Here is a 16,134-nt window from a genome sequence, read left to right as displayed (position 1 = left end):
AGCCATGAGCACGTTGGCCATCGGCGGCACCAAGGCGGCCGCGAAGACCGTCCGCGACTCCATCAGGTTCCACCTGATGCTCGGCCTTGTGATCGTGCTGGTCCTGGTCGTCGGCCTCGGCGGCTGGGCCTCGACCGTCCTGATCTCGGGCGCGCTGATTGCGCCGGGCCAGATCGTGGTCGAATCCAACGTCAAGAAGGTGCAGCATCCGACCGGCGGCGTGGTCGGCGAGGTGCGCGCCCGCGACGGCGACCTGGTCAAGTCCGGCGACATCGTGGTGCGGCTCGACGACACCGTCACCAAGGCCAATCTTGCCATCGTCACCAAGAACCTCGATGCGGCGCAGGTGCGTGCGGCGCGATTGCAGGCCGAGCAGCGCGGCCTCGACCTAATCGAGTTCCCGCAAGGCCTCATCGAGCGGGCGGGTGATCCCGACGTCAAGGCGCTGCTTGCGGCCGAGACCAAGCTGTTCGAGGTCCGCGTCAATGGCCGCACCGGGCAGAAGGCGCAGCTCCGCGAACGCATCACGCAGCTCAACGAGGAGATCGCCGGTCTCAGCGCCCAGGAAAAAGCCAAGGACCAGGAGATCGCGCTGGTGCTGAACGAGCTCACCGGCGTGCGTGAGCTCTACGAGAAGCGTCTTGTGCAGATCTCGCGCCTGACCCAGCTCGAGCGCGACTCGGCCCGCCTCAACGGCGAGCGCGCGCAGTACATCGCCGCGCGCGCCCAGGCCAAGGGCAAGATCACCGAGACCGAGCTCCAGATCATCCAGATCGACAAGGACGTGGTCAGCGAGGTCTCCAAGGACCTGCGCGAAACCAACGACAAGATCGGCGAGCTGATCGAGCGCAAGGTCGCGGCCGAAGACCAGCTCCGCCGCGTCGACATCCGCGCGCCGCAGGATGGCATGGTGCTGCAATCGACGGTGCACACGATCGGCGGCGTCGTCACGGCCGGCGATACCTTGATGCTGATCGTGCCGCAGACCGACGATCTCCAGGTCGAGGCCAAGGTCAATCCGGTCGACATCGACAAGCTCCAGATCGGCCAGAAGACGCTGCTGCGCCTGTCCGCGTTCAACCAGCGCACCACGCCCGAGCTCAACGGTGTCGTCAGCCGCGTCTCGCCCGACGTCACCACCGACCAGCGCACCGGCCAAGGCTACTACACCATCCGCGTCTCGATGCCGCCGGAAGAGATCGCCAGGCTCGGCGACGTCAAGATGATCCCCGGCATGCCGGTGGAAGCCTTCGTCCAGACCGGCGACCGCACCATGCTGTCCTATCTGATGAAGCCGCTTCACGACCAGCTGATGCGCGCCTTCCGCGAGAAGTGACGCACGACAGCGCGTCGTGGTCTCGTAGGGTGGGTTAGGCGAAGCCGTAACCCACCGCTTCTCTAACCGAGGATGCGGAAGTGGTGGGTTACGCTGCGCTAACCCACCCTACAACACCGCCTTCTTTGCTATAGTTCGACTTAGGCCCAATCACCCGGCGGTCGAACCATGCAATCTCCACCCTCCATCCCCACCGCATCCTTCTCCGACGCGTCCCTCGCCGTTGCCCGCCTCGAGGAAATCTACGAGCGCAACACGAAATTCCTGCGCGACCGGTTCGAAGCCTATGTCGGCGGGGAAGCGATCACGACGCGGGTTCGCGCCTACTATCCCTTCGTCCGTCTCACCACCGCGACGCATGCGCGGCTGGATTCGCGCCTTGCTTACGGCTTCGTCGCCGGACCCGGCGTGCATGAAACCAGCGTGACGCGGCCGGATCTGTTCCGCAGCTATTTCACCGAGCAGATCGGCCTCTTGATCCAGAACCACGGCGTGCCCGTCGAGATCGGCGAGTCCGCCGAGCCGATCCCGATCCACTTCGCCTATCGGCGCGACATCAATATCGAAGCCGCCATCACCACCAGCGAGAATTCGCCCGTGACACGCTCGCTGCGCGATGCGTTCGACGTGCCCGTTCTCGCGACCATGGACGATTCGATCGCCGACGGCACCTTCGAGCTCCAGCCCGGCGCGCCCGAGCCGCTGTCCCTGTTCCGCGCCGCCCGCGTCGATTACTCGTTGCGCCGGCTTTATCACTACACCGGCACCGATCCCGAATATTTCCAGAACTTTGTGATCTTCACCAACTACCAGTTCTATGTCGATGCCTTCGCGCAAGCGTGCCAGCAGCGGCTGCAGTCCGGCGAAGCCGGGCTCGAAGCTTTCGTCGCGCCCGGCAACGTGATCACGAACAGCGGCGGCGCGATCAGCGGCACCGCGCCGGCTCGCGCACCGCAGATGCCGGCCTTCCATCTGGTCGCACCTGGCTATCGCGGCATCACGTTGATCAACATCGGCACCGGTCCGTCCAATGCGCGCAACGTCACCGACCACGTCGCGGTGCTGCGGCCGCATGCCTGGCTGATGCTCGGCCATTGCGCCGGCCTGCGCAACACGCAGCGGCTCGGCGATTACGTGCTCGCGCACGGCTATGTGCGCGAGGATCACGTGCTCGATCGCGAGCTGCCGTTGTGGGTGCCGATCCCGGCGCTGGCCGAGATGCAGGTCGCCCTCGAGGAGGCGGTCGAGGACGTCACCGGGCTTGAAGGCTTCGAGCTCAAGCGCCTGATGCGCACCGGCACGGTCGCGAGCGTCGACAACCGCAATTGGGAAATTTCCGGGCCTGAGGTGATCCGCCGCCTGTCGCAATCGCGCGCGGTCGCGCTCGACATGGAATCGGCCGCGATCGCCGCCAATGGCTACCGCTTCCGCGTTCCCTACGGCACGCTGCTGTGTGTCTCCGACAAGCCGCTGCATGGCGAGATCAAGCTCGCGGGCATGGCCAGCGAGTTCTACCGCCGCCGCGTCGGCCAGCACCTCGAGATCGGCCTGAAGGCGCTGGAGCGGCTCAAGCAGCAGGAATCGGAACGCCTGCATTCGCGCAAGCTCCGCAGCTTTGCCGAAGTGGCGTTCCAGTAGGGCCGAAGCCGCACTTTGCTGCTGACAAGCGCAGCGATTTTCAGCATTGTCCGACGCGGGGCTCGACCGGGACGACTTGATGCCGCTCATGCGCCACAAGATCATTGGCCATGATCTGGAACGGCTGGCCTTTCGCTTCACCATGTTGAACGACGGCGAGGTCGTGCAGTGCCAGATCAGCGACGCCGCGATGGACGAGCTCGCGGGCATGCAGGGCACCGAAAGCAGCGCACGGCAGGCGCAATTCCTGTCGCTGCGCGAGACCATCGAGCGGATCGCGTCGGACCTCTACGACGAGGCACCGCGATTCCCGGGCTATGTGGTGCGCATTTTCATGCGGCATTTGGCAAAATAAGCCAGCCTGCATGCGATCCGCCAGGCGGTGAAAGGGCTGCGAAAGGATTCGTTAACGGCAGCCTGTAGTTGCAATGGATGGCGCCGACCCCGGCGTGCGATGATGTCTCGCGGTATTTCACGCCAACATTCTCGCATGACCAGAAGATCACTCCTGCTGCTCGTCGCCGTCGCCCTGCTGGCCGGAAATCTGGCATATGCCAGCCTCTCCGGGCCCAGCGGGTTTGCACGCGATTTCGATCAGAACCTCGCGCGATTCCCACTGGCGGCGTCTATCGCCCGCAGCGATCCCGCCCTCCGGGAGGTCTTGCTCCGAAAGACCGAGGCGGCGTTCAATGAAGGCGGATGGCCCGCCGCGAATGGCGTGCTCAACATCATTCTGGCGAACGAGATGGAAGCCTATGCCGATGACGAACACATCAATGCGGTGGACCGGGCAGAGCTGACAGCCCTTCTGAAGCTGATGAGCGACCCATTGGCATGCAAGTCCTTCCTCATGGCGGGTTCCCAGCGCGGCGAGTTTTCGGACGCAGCACAAGAGCTTGCAGAGCTCGGGGCGGCTCACGGGGCGGCGATCGCGAACGGTTTCGAACGCAAGACAAAGGTGTCGCCCGGGTGCAGGCTGGTGACGAGGAGCTCGGAGCGATCGAGATGCAATTGCGTCGGGGGCCTTTCGCGGAGCTCACCCGGCAGGAGCTCGGGGCAGAGTCGAGATACCTCGGCGGCAACCCCGCTTTGATGTGCAGCGCGGCCATCAAGAAGCAGCTCAATCTGCTGTCAGTAGACAGAGTTTACTCGGCTTACGCCTCGCGCCTGCGGCGAGCCAGGGATAACAAGATCGATGTCGTCGAGGTCCGCGCGAAGCTGTGCCGCGAACCCGGTAATAGCTTGTCTTGCCCCTGAGCGGGGGTATCGATGGTGAGATGAGCGTGGGCTCCGCTCATCCCTCAAGCTTTCTCAACAACAGCTTCAGCGCCGTCGCCGCGAATACCTGCATGTTGCCGAACCGGTCGTTGCTTCCCGTCTCCAGCGTCATCACCTCTGACGCGGGCCCTGCAACCGCCATGCAGCTATGGCCCGCCGAATCGCCGTAGCGGTTGCCGGTGGGGCCGGCGGCGCCGGTCTCGGACAGGCCCCAGTCGCTGTCGAAGCGCGTTCGCATCTGCTCGGCCAACAATTGCGCGTAGGGCTCCGACGACGACCGAAAGCCCTTCATTCCTTCGTCCGAAATATCCATCAGCACGCGCCTGGCATCGCGCGTATAGACCACCGCGCCGCCGAGGAAATAGGCGGATGCGCCGGGCACCGCGAGCAGGCTGGCCGCGATCAGGCCGCCGGCGGAGGATTCGGCAACCGCAATGGTCTGTTTGCGCGCGATCAGTTTGGCGGCGACCTGTTCCGCAATGCCGACGAGCTCTTTCATGTCGTAACCCCTCATTCCTTCGCAACCGAGCTCAGCCTTCCTAGCATATGACAGGACGCTTGGCCGAGTTGCGGGCGGTGGGCAGGCCTGCTTGAATGGCGGGGACAAGAAGAGACATGCGAGAAAACGTGAGAAGGGAGACGTGATGGCATCCCTGATCGCCGGCGGCATCGATTGCGACGTGCATCCGGCCGTGCCGCATCTGACCAGCCTGCTGCCGTACCTGAACGATTATTGGCGCGATCAGGTCACGACGCGCGGCATGGTCGACCTTATCTCGCAATCCTATCCGCAGAACTCGCCGATCACCGCGCGGCCGGACTGGCGCCCCGAGACCGGCAAGCCCGGCGAGAGTCTGGAGGCCATGCAGCGTCACGTGCTCGATGCTTTCAAGCTCGAATACGCCATCTGCAATCCGCTCTACGGCGTGCAGATGGTGTTTTCGGAAGACATGCAGGCCGCCTTCTGCCGCGCGCTGAATGATTGGCTGGCGAAGGAATGGCTCGATCGCGACTCGCGGCTGCGCGGCTCGATCGTGATCCCCACGCAAAGCGTCGAGAAAGCCGTTGCCGAGATCGAGCGCTGTGCACCGGACGAGCGCTTCGTGCAGGTGCTGATGCTGGTCATGGGCGATACGCCGCTCGGCAAGCGCGCGCTGTGGCCGATCTACGAGGCCGCGGAACGTCTGGAACTCCCGGTAGGCATCCACGCCGGGTCCGCCTATCACAATCCGCCGACCGCCGTGGGTTGGGGGTCCTATCACATCGAGGATTATGTTGGGCAGGCCCAGGCGTTCCAGACCCAGCTCACCAGCCTGATCGTCGAGGGCGTGTTCGCCAAATATCCGCGGCTGAAAATGGTGATGCTGGAGTCCGGCGTGTCCTGGATCGCGCCCTATCTGTGGCGCCTGCACAAGTTCTGGCGCGGGGTACGGATGGAGACGCCGTGGGTCGATCGCGCGCCGCTGGAGATTGTGCGCAGCAACATCCGTTTCTCGTTACAGCCATTTGATGCGCCGCCGGAACCTCAGACATTAATTCGCCTGTTTGATCATATGCAGTCCGACGAATTGGTCCTATTCTCCACGGACTATCCGCACTGGCAGTTCGACGGCCAGGACGCGCTGCCCGAAGGTCTGTCCCCCGATCTCGTGCGCAAGATCATGATCGACAATCCGCATGCAACCTATCCCCGCCTGAAATGAGCCCGCTGCCAAAGGAGGCAAGGCGATGAATATCCAGTTCCGCGAGAACCAAGAAGCCGCTTCCCCACTGAACGTCAAAACCGCAATCGCGGACTGCGACATCCATCCGGCGCGTACGACCCACACCGAGCTCTACCCCTACCTCGCCAAACGCTGGCAGCACCATCTCGAGGTTTACGGCGTCCATGCCTATCAGGGCATGATGGAAGGCCCGCCCTATCCGAAGGCCCAGCCCAACGCCTCGCGCCGCGATGCCTATCCGCCGGAAGGCGGCCCGCAGGGCTCCTCGCTCGCCTTCATGCAGAAGCAATTGCTCGATCCCAACAACGTGCAGCTGGGCGTGCTCAATCCACTCAACACCGGGCAGGGCATCCGCAATCACGAGCTCTCGGCCGCTCTGTGCTCGGCGATCAACGATTGGCAGATCGACAAATGGACCAGCAAGGACAAGCGGCTGAAGGCCTCCATCGTCGTGGGCAATGAGGATGGGCTGTCGGCTGCGGCCGAGATCCGCGAGCGCGCCGGGGACAAGAATTTCGTGCAGGTGCTGCTGCTCAGCCGCAATGTCGAGCCGCTCGGCCAGCGTCGCTATTGGCCGATCTATCAGGCCGCGGAAGAAGCCGGCCTTCCCGTCGGCGTGCACGCCTTCGGCTTCGGCGGCAATCCGATCACACCCTCAGGCTGGCCATCCTATTACATCGAGGAGATGGTAGGGCATTCGCAGTGCCAGCAATCGGCGCTTGCGAGCCTGGTTTTGGAGGGCGTGTTCGAGCGCTTCCCGAAATTGAAGATGGTGATGATCGAGGCCGGCTTCGGCTGGGCGCCGTCACTGGCGTGGCGGCTGGACAAGGCCTGGCAGCGGCTCAGGAGCGAGGTGCCGCATGTAAAACGGCCGCCGTCGGAATATATCCGCGAGCAGGTGTGGTGGACGACGCAGCCGATGGAAGATCCTGAAAGGCGCGAGGATCTGTTCGATGTCATCAAATGGATCGGCTGGGACAAGCTGCTGTTCGCGACAGATTATCCGCATTGGGATTATGACGAGCCCTCGCGCGTGCTGCCGGCGGGAGTCAGCGAGGACAATCGCGAAGCGTTCTATCTCGGCAACGCAAAGAAGCTGTACGGGATAACCGCATGATGCGAAAAAGTGTGAAGCGGTTTTTCGGTCAGATCATGCGGAAAACATAGCATGGCGCGGCATGTGATTGCCGCGGTCGACGAGCTTCCGCCGGGCACGCGAAAACTCCTGGAGATCGATGGGCGGCCGATCGCAGTCTTCAACATCAAGGGCGAATATTTCGGCCTGATGAACCGCTGCCCACATCAGGGCGCGGCGCTATGCGAGGGGCCATTGATCGGTCTCGCACAGTCGAGCAATCCCGGCGAGATCGAATACACCAAGTTAGGTGAGATCATCCGCTGCCCCTGGCACGGCTGGGAGTTCGACATCCGCACCGGCCAATCCTATTGCGACCCCCGCCGTTTCCGCGTGAAGGCCTATCCCGCCCATGTCGAGCCGGGCGCGAGCGTGGTGAAGGGACCGTATGTCGCCGAGACCATCCCGGTGAAAGTCGAGAGCGACTACGTGGTGGTCGAGCTGTAGGTCTCCGCTGTCATTCCGGGGCGGTCCGCAGGACCGAACCCGGAATCCATCGGGCAACAGATCCTGTGAGAAATGGATTCCGGGCTCGCGCTACGCGCGCCCCGGAATGACAACCGAGGGAAGCCGCTGCATTTTCACGCCTTATTCTGCGCCGCCGCGAGCACCCATTGCCGGAACGCAGCCAGCTTTGGGGCCTCGCGATGGCCCTCCGGCGCGACCAGGTAGAAGCCGGCGTCCGCCGGCAGCGCGATCTTGAAGGGGACAACGAGCCGGCCTTTGGCGATGTCGTCCTGCACGTAGGAGGTCCGTCCCATCGCGACGCCGATGCCGTCGATCGCCGCCTGGATGGTCATGAAGATCATGTCGAAGGTGATGCCGGGGTGTCTTGCGATATCGGCCGGCAGGCCCGCCGCGGTCAGCCACAGCCGCCAGTCGTCGCTGTTGGTGCTCGACGTGTGCAGCAGCGGATGGTTGCGCAGATCCTCGGGGCGGCGCAGCGGCTTGTCGCCGCGCAGCAGCGACGGGCTGCACACCGGAAACAGCTCGTCCGCCATCAGCCAGTCGGCGCGCAGGCCGGGCCATTGGCCGCGACCATAGCGGATCGCGGCATCGACATTGTCGCGCTGGAAGTCGACGAGGCTGGTCGAGGTGGTGATGCGCACATCGATGCCGGGGTGCTGCTCCTGGAAATCGGTCAGCCGCGGCAGCAGCCATTTGGCGGCGAGCGAGGCCAGCGTCGACACTGTCAGCACCTTGTCGTCGTTCTTGCGCAGGAGACGGTCCGTGGCGAGGCGCAAATCGTTGAAGGCGGCGCGGACGCCCGGCAAATAGTCGCGCGCCTCCGGCGTCAGCGCCAGCGCGCGGTTCTGCCGGATGAACAGGCGGATGCCGAGCTCCTCCTCCAGCCTGCGGATCTGATGGCTGATCGCGGTCTGGGTCACGTTCAGCTCGCTGGCTGCGAGCGTGAAGCTGAGATGGCGCGCGGCGGCCTCGAACGCCCGCAATCCGTTCAGGGAGGGCAATCTGGCAGTCATTTGGCAGCAGGATGCATGACGTTATTTCATGCGAAAAGGTACAAATTGTCGTTTGTCGCGGCGCAGCAGAAGGCAGATATTAGCGGTCAACTTAGCTCCAGGAGCTGAAAATGTCTACATTGACCGACAATTCGATGACAAATCATCATGCACAGGGCGTCCTCTACCAGATCGGCGAGGTCCTTCACGTCTGGCACGAGCGCTACCGGACCCGGCGCGAGCTGACCCACTGGACTGCCCGCGATCTCCAGGATGTCGGGCTGTCCTGGTCCGACATTGCCTACGAGGCCGAGAAACCCTTCTGGCGGGCCTGATAGGCCGCCAGGCCGGCGCCGCCTGAGCACAGGGGCGCCGGCGGTCCCCTTTCCGCAGGGCATGTGTCATGAGCACCCTTCGCCTCGAAGACCTCAAGCAATATTCGGACGTGCTGCGCACCCGGCACGATGAGCGGCTCAATGTCCGCTTCGTCGAGCCGCGCGACACCGACGAGCTGCAGCACTATTTCCGCGCGCTCTCGACCCGCTCCCGCTACAACCGCTTCTTCGGCGCGATCAGCGAATTGCCCAAGGGCCTGCTGCACGATTTCCTCGAGGTCGGCGAGCGCGATCGCTTCACCATCGTGGCGACCATGATGGTCGACGGCTTCGAGACCATCGTGGCCGAAGCCCGCTATGCCTTCCATGCCGAGACCGCGATGCTCGAGTTCGGCCTCTCGGTCGATGACCGCTGGCAGGGCCACGGGATCGCCACCGCGCTGATGAAGAACCTCGAATGCCGCGCGGCCGCGCTCGGCGCCGAGCACATCTACGGCGACACGCTGCGCTCCAACGAGGCCATGGTCTCGCTCGCGCGCAAATCCGGTTTCACGTTCATCAACCACCCCGATGACTGGAAGCTGGTGCGCTTCGACAAGGAGATCAACCTCGCGCCGCAAGACATTCCCTGCGCCAGCTGGCGCCTCGCCGCCCTTTCCCGTCAGGCCGATAGCCCCTCAGCCTCGGCCTGACACCACTGCAGCCCGGCCTGGTTATCCAGAGCCGGGCCTTTTTTGCTGCGCGGTCTCGTCTCAACGTCATTACAGGGCGCGGGGAGCGCGAGCCCGCTGTGAATGTTAGGCGCGCCTACTTCCCCGTGAACACCGCCTTGCGCTTCTCGATGAAGGCCTGCACGGCCTCCTTGTGGTCGGCGGTCGTGGTGAGGCGGACCAGACGCTCGGCCTCGTGGTCGCGCGCGGTTTCGAAGTCGAACAGCAGGGCCTCGTCGAGATTGTCCTTCATGTAGCGCAGCGCGAGGCGCGGGCCTTCGGCGAGGGATTTGGCCAGCGCGAACGCCTCCGTCTGCAATTTGTCGTCGGGCACGACGCGGTTGACGAGGCCGATCGCCTCGGCGCGCGCGGCATCGACGCGATCGCCGGTGAACATGAGTTCGCGTGCCCGCGCGGTGCCGACCAGCCGGGTGAGCAGCCAGGCGATGCCATAATCGCCGCTGAGCGCGATGCGGGCATAGCCGGTGGCGACGAAGGCCGATTGCGCGGCGATGCGTATGTCGCAGGCCATGGCGATGGCGAGCCCGGCACCGACCGCGGGGCCGGGCAGCGCGGCGATCGTCGGCTTGCGCACAGACACCAGCGCGCCAGTGAGCAGCCTCTGCCGCTCCTGCAGATCGGCGACCTTGTCGTCGAAGGACATTTCGAGCTTCTTCGGATCGCGATGCGCGCCCATGCCCTTGACGTTGCCGCCGGCGCAGAAGGCTTCGCCCGCGCCGGTCAGCAGCAGCGCGCCGACATCGGGGTTCTCGCCGCAGGTCCGGATCATCGTGCGCAGCGCCGGCGTCAGCGCATCCGACAGCGAGTTGCGCGCCTCCGGCCGGTTCAGAGTGATCACAGCGACGCGGTCGCGGATCGCGCAGAGGAGCTCGTTGGTGCCGGTGTCGATGGTGGTTTCGGTGGTCATGTCGCCTCCCTCGTTCGTCATTGCGAGCGAAGCGAAGCAATCCAGAATCTTTCCGTAGAGCCAGTCTGGATTGATTCGTCGCTTCGCTCCTCGCAATGACGGGTGTTGTTGTCAGCTTGCCTTCAAAACCTCTCGACCCAGGGCCGCAGCTCCAGCTCCCAGCTCCAGGCGCTGCGCGGCTGCTGCAGTACGTTCCAATAGCTCTGTGCGATCGCATCGGGATCGAGCATCGAATCGGGCTTGTCAGCCGGCTCGCTTCGCGTCGCGCTCCTGATGCCGCCGTCGATGACGAAATGGGCGACATGGATGCCCTGCGGCGACAATTCGCGCGCCATGCTCTGGGCAAGGCCCCGCAGCGCGAACTTGCCCATCGCGAAGGGAGCGGACTGCGCATAGCCCTTGACGCTGGCGGAGGCGCCGGTGAACAGGATTGCGCCGTGCTGGTTCGGCAGCATGCGCTTGGCGGCCTGCTGCGCCACCAGGAAGCCGCCATAGGCGCTGACCGCAATCGCCTGCGCGACGTCGGCGGGCACGAGATCGACGAACGGCCCGCGCGTGCGGCCGGAGGCGTTGTAGACGACGAGGTCGGGCGTGCCGATCTCGCGCTCGACCAGACCGAACAGCCGCTCCACCTCGTCGGGCTCGGTGGCGTTGCAGGCATAGGCCTTGGCCCCGGTCTCGGTGCAGAGCGCGCCAAGCTTCTCGATCTTGCGTGCGGCGAGCGCGATGCGGATGCCCTGCGCCGCTAGCAGGCGCGCCAGCGATGCGCTGAGGCCTTCGCCGGCACCGACGATGAGGGCGATCTTGTACTTCGGGTGTTCCATGGCGTGATCTCTCGGAGGTAGGAGCCGCTGATCTATGCATGGTCCGCGCAGACAACCAGCCGGCGCGATCACAATTCCGCAGGGCGAGTTGCTCCCTCGCGGCGATCATGCCGCCCTGACATTTTGCGGCTTTATCGCTGTCCGCGACTGGAGCATGATCGACATCATCCAAAGCGGCAAGCGCAAAGAATTGCCGTCGGACGGAAACGAAGAGGACGATCATGCCAAGACCGGTTAAAGCGCAGCCAAAAGATATCGCGGCCGCATCCTCCGGCCTGCTGGCGCCCGATACATCCGGCATGAATTTCTACCGCGCCGATCCCGCGCTCACGGACCTTCTGCGCATCCATCTGCCGGAGAATCTGTTCCGCCACATCGAGCCGCATCTCGACCGCCTCGGCGAGCTCGCCGGCGGCCATCTCGACGAATGCGCGCGGCTCGCCGACCGGCACACGCCCATCCTGCACCAGCGCGACAAGTTCGGCCGCGACGTGCAATGGATCGAATATCATCCGGCCTATCGCGAGCTGGAGAACGCCGCGTTCGGCGAGTTCGGCATCCACGCGCTTTCAATCCGCAAAGGCATCATGGGCTGGTCGGACAAATACCCTGTTGTGGCCAAGCACGCCTTCACCTTCCTGTTCAACCAGACCGAATTCGGCATGGGCTGCCCGATCAACGTCACCGATGGCTGCGCCAAGCTCTTGGCGAATTTCGGCAGCGAGGCGCTCAAGGCGAAATATCTGGATGGCCTGACCTCGACCGACATGAGCAAGCTGACCCAGGGCGGCCAGTTCATGACCGAGAAGGAAGGCGGCTCCGATGTCGGCACGCTGACCACGAGAGCCGTGCAGGAAGGCGACCATTGGCGCCTCTATGGCGAGAAATGGTTCTGCTCGAATGCCGACGCCAAGGTCGTGATGCTGTTGGCGCGCCCTGAAGGCGCCGGCCCCGGTACGCGCGGCGTCGGCCTGTTTTTGATGCCGCGTTTCCTCGACGACGGTTCGCAGAACCATTACCGGATCGTGCGCCTCAAGGACAAGCTCGGCACCCGCTCGATGGCCTCGGGCGAGATCAAGCTTGAAGGCGCGATCGCCTATGCCGTCGGCAAGCTCGACCGTGGTTTCGTGCAGATGGCCGAGATGGTGAACTCCTCGCGCCTCTCCAACGGCGTCAAGTCCACCGCACTGATGCGCCGCGCCTATCACGATGCGATGACGGTCGCGACCAACCGCGTCGTGTTCGGGCAGCGCATCATCGATCTGCCGCTGGGACGGCGGCAGATGCTGAAGATCATGCTGCCGGTGGAGCAGGGCCTGTCGATGAGCTTCCTCACTGCTGATGCCCTCGACCGTGCCGAGGCCGGCAGCCAGGACGCCGCGGCGCTGCTGCGCATTCTCACCCCCACGCTGAAATTCCGCGCTACGCGCGATGCGCGCAAGGTTTGCGGCGATGCGCTCGAGATGCGCGGCGGCATCGGCTATATCGAGGAATTCGCCACCGCCCGCCTGCTGCGCGATGCGCATCTCGGCTCGGTCTGGGAAGGCACCGGCAACATTGTCGCGATCGATGCACTGCGGCGGGCAGTCGGCCGCCACGGCGCGGAATCCGCGCTCGCGGCCGATCTGCACGCCCGGCTCGGCGACAGCGCCTCGGTGCCGCAGGCTTGGCGCGATCATCTGCGTGGCCTCACCGACCGCGCCGTCGGCTTCGCACGCGAAGTTGCGGCCAAGTCCGAGAACGAAGCCGATGCGCGCCGCGCTACCAGCGCGCTCTATCACGTCGCCAGCGCAGTCGCGCTCGCCTGGGAAGCACACCGCATTTACGAGATGCGCGGCGATGCACGCCGGCTGCTGCTGTCGCGCCTCGTGATCGACCACCGCGTGGCGCCGAACGATCCGTTCCGGCTGACGGAAAATGCCGCGCAGGCGAAGATGGCCGAACTGCTGCTCGGCGATCGCGCAGCCGGCATGAGCGAGGTTGGCGAACTGGTTCTGGCGGCGTAGGCTGCGCGCTGCGATCAAACAAAAAGCGCGATAGGGAGTGTTCGATGAAGGCCGCCGTCCTCTATGAAGTCAACCAGCCGCTCGTCATCGAGGACATCAGCCTGCCGAAGCCGGGACCGCGCGAGGTGCTGATCCGCACCGCCGTCGCCGGCCTCTGCCACTCCGACCTGCATTTCATGGAAGGGCTCTATCCGCATCCGCTGCCGGCAGTGCTCGGACACGAATCCGCCGGCGTGGTCGAGCAGGTCGGCTCCGATGTCACCTATGTGAAGCCCGGCGACCATGTCGTCACATGTCTCTCCGTCTTCTGCGGCACCTGCGACAATTGCACGACCGGCCGCACCGTGCTCTGCACCGACGCGACGGTGAAGATGCTGCCGGGCGTCTCCAACCGGATGCAATGGTCGAAGCCGGAGAAGCTGCACCAGTTCCTCAATCTCTCCTCCTTCGCCGAGCAGATGCTGGTGCACGAGAATGCCATTGTGAAGATCCGCAAGGACATGCCGCTCGATCTCGCCGCGCTGATCGGCTGCGGTGTCATCACCGGCTATGGCGCGGTGGTGAACACGGCGAAGGTGACGGCCGGCGAGACCGTGGCGGTGATCGGCTGCGGCGGCGTCGGCATGGCCGCGATCAACGGCGCGCAGATCGCCGGCGCCGGCCGTATCATCGCCATCGATACCAATCCCGCAAAACTCCAGCTCGCGACCAAGCTTGGCGCGACCGACATCATCAACCCGGCCGACGGCGATGTCGTCAAGCAGGTCCGCGACCTCACCAATGGCGGCGTGCACCATTCCTTCGAGGTGCTGGGCCGCAAGGAGACGGCCGAGCAGGCTTTTGCGATGCTCGCCTCCGGCGGCACCGCCACCATCGTCGGCATGATCCCGTTCGGCCAGAAGATCGAGCTGCACGGCTTCGACTTCCTGCGCGAGCGCAAGATCCAGGGCTCTTCGATGGGCTCGAACCACTTTCGGGTCGACATGCCGCGCCTGGTCGACTTCTATTTGCGCGGCCGACTGCATCTGGAAGACTGGATCTCGGCCAAGCTGAAGCTGTCCGAGATCAACGAGGGCTTTGCCAACATGAAAGCGGGCAAGACGCTACGCAGCGTGATCGTGTTCGATAGCTAGCGGCCGTTACGGTGTCATCGCCCGGTCAAGCCGGGCATGAAAGTTCGTAGCCCGGATGGAGCGAAGCGCAATCCGGGATCTTTGTCGCGGATCGGCTGTCCCGGATTTCGCTTCGCTCCATCCGGGCTACAGGACTTCGAAGCATCAATCGTCGAACATCTTCGGCGGCACGAAGCCGCCGAACTCGCGCTCGATCAGCTCGGCGAGCTTGAGCGGCGTCCTGTCCTCGAGGAAGGGACCGACGATCTGCACACCGACAGGCAGACCGTGTTTCGACAGGCCGAGCGGAACGGCCGTTGCCGGCAGGCCCGGAAGCGTTGCGATGCCCGGCCAGGCGAGCTGGTCGGAATAGGGGTAATCCTTGCCGTCGATGCTGATCGTTCGCAGGCGTTGTTCCGGCGAATGATCGTGCGGAAAGGCCGGCGTCGGCATGATCGGGCAGATCACCGCGTCGAAGCTCTTGAACAACGCCCGCCATTGCGCGCGGAGCACGGCGCGGGTCCCTGCGTCGAGGACCCAGGCGCGGTGGCTCGCGGTGATGCCGCGCAGCCGCTCCGCGTCAAGGCTGGTGTCCTCCGGTGACAGCTGGCTCGCCCGCGCCTGCGCATCCGCCAGCTCGTCGGGAGGTAGGAACGCGCCGAGGAAACCCAGCAGCATGCGCATGTAAAGCCGGGACGTCTCCGCGAAGTCCGGGAGCAGCGCGCTCTCGCGTGCGACGGTGACGCCGGCCTTCGCAAGATCGATTGCGAGCTTGTCGATTGCGCTGCGGACATCCCTGTCGCTCGGCAGCAGAGGATGGCTGTCGATCACCAGGATACGAAAATCCCGCAGCGACTGATGCCGCGCAGCCGGCAAATCGAGCTTGTAGGCGATACCGATGTCGAGAGGATCGGGTCCCGCCATGACGTCGAGCAGCAAGGACAGATCCGCCGCCGTGCGCGCCATCGGCCCGATGACGGCGAGGTCGCCCTCGCGCGGAACGGCTGGAAACGGCGGCGGGGTCTCGCCGCGCGCCGCGCAGAGATTAAGGGTCGGCTTGTGCGCGAACACGCCGCAATGAAATGCCGGCACACGCAGGGAGCCGCCGATGTCCGAGCCGGTGGCGAGCGCGCAATAGCCTGCGGCGAGGGCTGCCGCCGATCCCCCGGACGAACCGCCCGGCGTGCGGCCGAGATCGTAGGGGTTGTTGGTGGTGCCATAGATGTCGTTGTAACTCTGCCAGTCGCCGAGGCCGACCGGCACGTTGGTCTTGCCGAGGATCACGCCGCCGGCCTGCTTGATGCGGGTCACCGCCAGCGCGTCTTCCACGGGCTTGAAGCCCTTCTGCGGCACGAATCCCCAGGTCGTCGGCAGGCCTGCGATGTTGAAGGATTCCTTGATCGTCGTGGGCAGGCCGAGCAGCGGCTTGTGCTCGCCGCGCGCCAGCGCCGCATCCGCCTCGCGCGCCGCAACGAGCGCGCGATCGAAATCGCGCACGCACACCGCGTTGATCCTGCCGTCGTGCCGTTCGATACGCGCAATCGAATCCTGCGTGAGCTCGACCACCGAGACCTTCTTCGCACGCAACGCGGCCGACAATTCGCCCGCACTCTTGAAACTCCATTCCGATCCGGCCACGGCGCTTCTC

At 64.7% G+C, this 16,134-nt stretch carries 17 protein-coding genes; 12 read left to right on the top strand and 5 right to left on the bottom strand.

The genetic code is table 11. The annotated features are described in order from the left end of the window. The first annotated feature begins 4 nt into the window (after positions 1-4). The 4 genes from I6F28_RS05640 (at position 5) to I6F28_RS05625 (ending at position 4,067) form a co-directional block, all read left to right on the top strand. Entirely contained in the window at positions 5-1,336 is a 1,332-nt protein-coding gene (locus tag I6F28_RS05640; RefSeq protein WP_225139437.1) for an HlyD family type I secretion periplasmic adaptor subunit, read from the top strand. A gap of 168 nt (positions 1,337-1,504) precedes the next feature. Next, positions 1,505-2,974, top strand: coding sequence for an AMP nucleosidase (locus tag I6F28_RS05635; RefSeq protein WP_225137593.1), 1,470 nt, complete (start codon positions 1,505-1,507; stop codon positions 2,972-2,974). Between the two features lie 79 nt (positions 2,975-3,053). Next, positions 3,054-3,329 (top strand): DUF1488 family protein, encoded by a 276-nt coding sequence (locus I6F28_RS05630; protein ID WP_035997098.1) that lies wholly within the window; start codon positions 3,054-3,056, stop codon positions 3,327-3,329. Between the two features lie 135 nt (positions 3,330-3,464). After that, positions 3,465-4,067 carry a hypothetical protein gene (locus I6F28_RS05625; protein WP_225139436.1) on the top strand — a complete coding sequence of 201 codons (603 nt, stop codon included), beginning with the start codon at positions 3,465-3,467 and terminating at the stop codon, positions 4,065-4,067. Between the two features lie 201 nt (positions 4,068-4,268). Here the strand turns inward: I6F28_RS05625 and I6F28_RS05620 are convergent, their stop codons facing one another. Then, on the bottom strand, positions 4,269-4,751 hold the full coding sequence (locus tag I6F28_RS05620; RefSeq protein ID WP_035997104.1) for a CinA family protein: 483 nt from the start codon (positions 4,749-4,751) through the stop codon (positions 4,269-4,271). A gap of 145 nt (positions 4,752-4,896) precedes the next feature. Here I6F28_RS05620 and I6F28_RS05615 point away from each other — a divergent pair, with 145 nt between their 5' ends. Genes I6F28_RS05615 through I6F28_RS05605 form a run of 3 tightly spaced genes read left to right on the top strand, consistent with a single transcriptional unit; the run spans position 4,897 to position 7,558 of the window. Beyond that, positions 4,897-5,955 carry an amidohydrolase family protein gene (locus tag I6F28_RS05615; RefSeq protein ID WP_035997107.1) on the top strand — a complete coding sequence of 353 codons (1,059 nt, stop codon included), beginning with the start codon at positions 4,897-4,899 and terminating at the stop codon, positions 5,953-5,955. 25 nt (positions 5,956-5,980) lie between these two features. After that, positions 5,981-7,093, top strand: coding sequence for an amidohydrolase family protein (locus tag I6F28_RS05610; RefSeq protein WP_225139435.1), 1,113 nt, complete (start codon positions 5,981-5,983; stop codon positions 7,091-7,093). Positions 7,094-7,144: 51 nt separating this feature from the next. After that, positions 7,145-7,558 carry a Rieske (2Fe-2S) protein gene (locus I6F28_RS05605; protein ID WP_225129048.1) on the top strand — a complete coding sequence of 138 codons (414 nt, stop codon included), beginning with the start codon at positions 7,145-7,147 and terminating at the stop codon, positions 7,556-7,558. Between the two features lie 134 nt (positions 7,559-7,692). Here the strand turns inward: I6F28_RS05605 and gcvA are convergent, their stop codons facing one another. Continuing rightward, on the bottom strand, positions 7,693-8,592 hold the full coding sequence (gene gcvA, locus I6F28_RS05600; protein ID WP_225139434.1) for a transcriptional regulator GcvA: 900 nt from the start codon (positions 8,590-8,592) through the stop codon (positions 7,693-7,695). A gap of 110 nt (positions 8,593-8,702) precedes the next feature. Between gcvA and I6F28_RS05595 the strand changes: the two genes are divergently transcribed. Then, positions 8,703-8,906, top strand: a complete 204-nt coding sequence (locus I6F28_RS05595) for a DUF1127 domain-containing protein (protein ID WP_128266734.1) — start codon at positions 8,703-8,705, stop codon at positions 8,904-8,906. A gap of 68 nt (positions 8,907-8,974) precedes the next feature. After that, on the top strand, positions 8,975-9,598 hold the full coding sequence (locus I6F28_RS05590) for a GNAT family N-acetyltransferase (RefSeq protein WP_225139433.1): 624 nt from the start codon (positions 8,975-8,977) through the stop codon (positions 9,596-9,598). Positions 9,599-9,713: 115 nt separating this feature from the next. On the opposite strand, the gene I6F28_RS05585 is transcribed toward I6F28_RS05590, so the two are convergent. Together I6F28_RS05585 and I6F28_RS05580 are read right to left on the bottom strand one after the other, a co-directional pair. Further along, positions 9,714-10,544 (bottom strand): enoyl-CoA hydratase, encoded by an 831-nt coding sequence (locus tag I6F28_RS05585; protein WP_225139432.1) that lies wholly within the window; start codon positions 10,542-10,544, stop codon positions 9,714-9,716. Between the two features lie 122 nt (positions 10,545-10,666). After that, the gene (locus I6F28_RS05580) at positions 10,667-11,368 is read right to left on the bottom strand and encodes an SDR family oxidoreductase (protein WP_225139431.1); all 702 of its coding nucleotides are present in this window, start codon (positions 11,366-11,368) and stop codon (positions 10,667-10,669) included. Positions 11,369-11,402: 34 nt separating this feature from the next. Here I6F28_RS05580 and I6F28_RS05575 point away from each other — a divergent pair, with 34 nt between their 5' ends. The 3 genes from I6F28_RS05575 to I6F28_RS05565 are packed head-to-tail and all read left to right on the top strand — an operon-like array spanning position 11,403 to position 14,507. Next, entirely contained in the window at positions 11,403-11,606 is a 204-nt protein-coding gene (locus I6F28_RS05575; RefSeq protein ID WP_109142287.1) for a hypothetical protein, read from the top strand. Continuing rightward, positions 11,590-13,374 (top strand): acyl-CoA dehydrogenase family protein, encoded by a 1,785-nt coding sequence (locus I6F28_RS05570; RefSeq protein ID WP_225139430.1) that lies wholly within the window; start codon positions 11,590-11,592, stop codon positions 13,372-13,374. Before I6F28_RS05575 ends, I6F28_RS05570 begins: the two co-directional genes overlap by 17 nt. Positions 13,375-13,418: 44 nt before the next feature. After that, complete coding sequence (locus I6F28_RS05565) at positions 13,419-14,507, top strand: Zn-dependent alcohol dehydrogenase (RefSeq protein ID WP_035997137.1); 1,089 nt, start codon at positions 13,419-13,421, stop codon at positions 14,505-14,507. Between the two features lie 144 nt (positions 14,508-14,651). Here I6F28_RS05565 and I6F28_RS05560 read toward each other — a convergent pair whose 3' ends face one another. Continuing rightward, a complete protein-coding gene (locus I6F28_RS05560) occupies positions 14,652-16,124 on the bottom strand; it encodes an amidase (RefSeq protein WP_225139429.1) in 1,473 nt (490 codons plus the stop codon). Positions 16,125-16,134 lie beyond the last annotated feature (10 nt).

It is taken from the genome of Bradyrhizobium sp. NBAIM14 (genome assembly GCF_020193895.1).
GTDB lineage: Bacteria > Pseudomonadota > Alphaproteobacteria > Rhizobiales > Xanthobacteraceae > Bradyrhizobium > Bradyrhizobium yuanmingense.
This window is presented reverse-complemented; position numbering and strand designations above follow the sequence as displayed.

Bases quoted from the DNA above. Each gene is read 5' to 3' on its own strand.
- I6F28_RS05635 (WP_225137593.1), top strand. From the start codon at position 1,505: ATGCAATCTCCACCCTCCATCCCCACCGCATCCTTCTCCGACGCGTCC.
- I6F28_RS05585 (WP_225139432.1), bottom strand. From the start codon at position 10,544: ATGACCACCGAAACCACCATCGACACCGGCACCAACGAGCTCCTCTGC.
- I6F28_RS05575 (WP_109142287.1), top strand. From the start codon at position 11,403: ATGCATGGTCCGCGCAGACAACCAGCCGGCGCGATCACAATTCCGCAG.
- I6F28_RS05620 (WP_035997104.1), bottom strand. From the start codon at position 4,751: ATGAAAGAGCTCGTCGGCATTGCGGAACAGGTCGCCGCCAAACTGATC.
- I6F28_RS05565 (WP_035997137.1), top strand. From the start codon at position 13,419: ATGAAGGCCGCCGTCCTCTATGAAGTCAACCAGCCGCTCGTCATCGAG.
- I6F28_RS05615 (WP_035997107.1), top strand. From the start codon at position 4,897: ATGGCATCCCTGATCGCCGGCGGCATCGATTGCGACGTGCATCCGGCC.
- I6F28_RS05630 (WP_035997098.1), top strand. From the start codon at position 3,054: ATGCCGCTCATGCGCCACAAGATCATTGGCCATGATCTGGAACGGCTG.
- I6F28_RS05625 (WP_225139436.1), top strand. From the start codon at position 3,465: ATGACCAGAAGATCACTCCTGCTGCTCGTCGCCGTCGCCCTGCTGGCC.
- I6F28_RS05640 (WP_225139437.1), top strand. From the start codon at position 5: ATGAGCACGTTGGCCATCGGCGGCACCAAGGCGGCCGCGAAGACCGTC.
- I6F28_RS05570 (WP_225139430.1), top strand. From the start codon at position 11,590: ATGCCAAGACCGGTTAAAGCGCAGCCAAAAGATATCGCGGCCGCATCC.
- I6F28_RS05610 (WP_225139435.1), top strand. From the start codon at position 5,981: ATGAATATCCAGTTCCGCGAGAACCAAGAAGCCGCTTCCCCACTGAAC.
- I6F28_RS05590 (WP_225139433.1), top strand. From the start codon at position 8,975: ATGAGCACCCTTCGCCTCGAAGACCTCAAGCAATATTCGGACGTGCTG.
- I6F28_RS05605 (WP_225129048.1), top strand. From the start codon at position 7,145: ATGGCGCGGCATGTGATTGCCGCGGTCGACGAGCTTCCGCCGGGCACG.
- I6F28_RS05580 (WP_225139431.1), bottom strand. From the start codon at position 11,368: ATGGAACACCCGAAGTACAAGATCGCCCTCATCGTCGGTGCCGGCGAA.
- I6F28_RS05595 (WP_128266734.1), top strand. From the start codon at position 8,703: ATGTCTACATTGACCGACAATTCGATGACAAATCATCATGCACAGGGC.
- gcvA (WP_225139434.1), bottom strand. From the start codon at position 8,592: ATGACTGCCAGATTGCCCTCCCTGAACGGATTGCGGGCGTTCGAGGCC.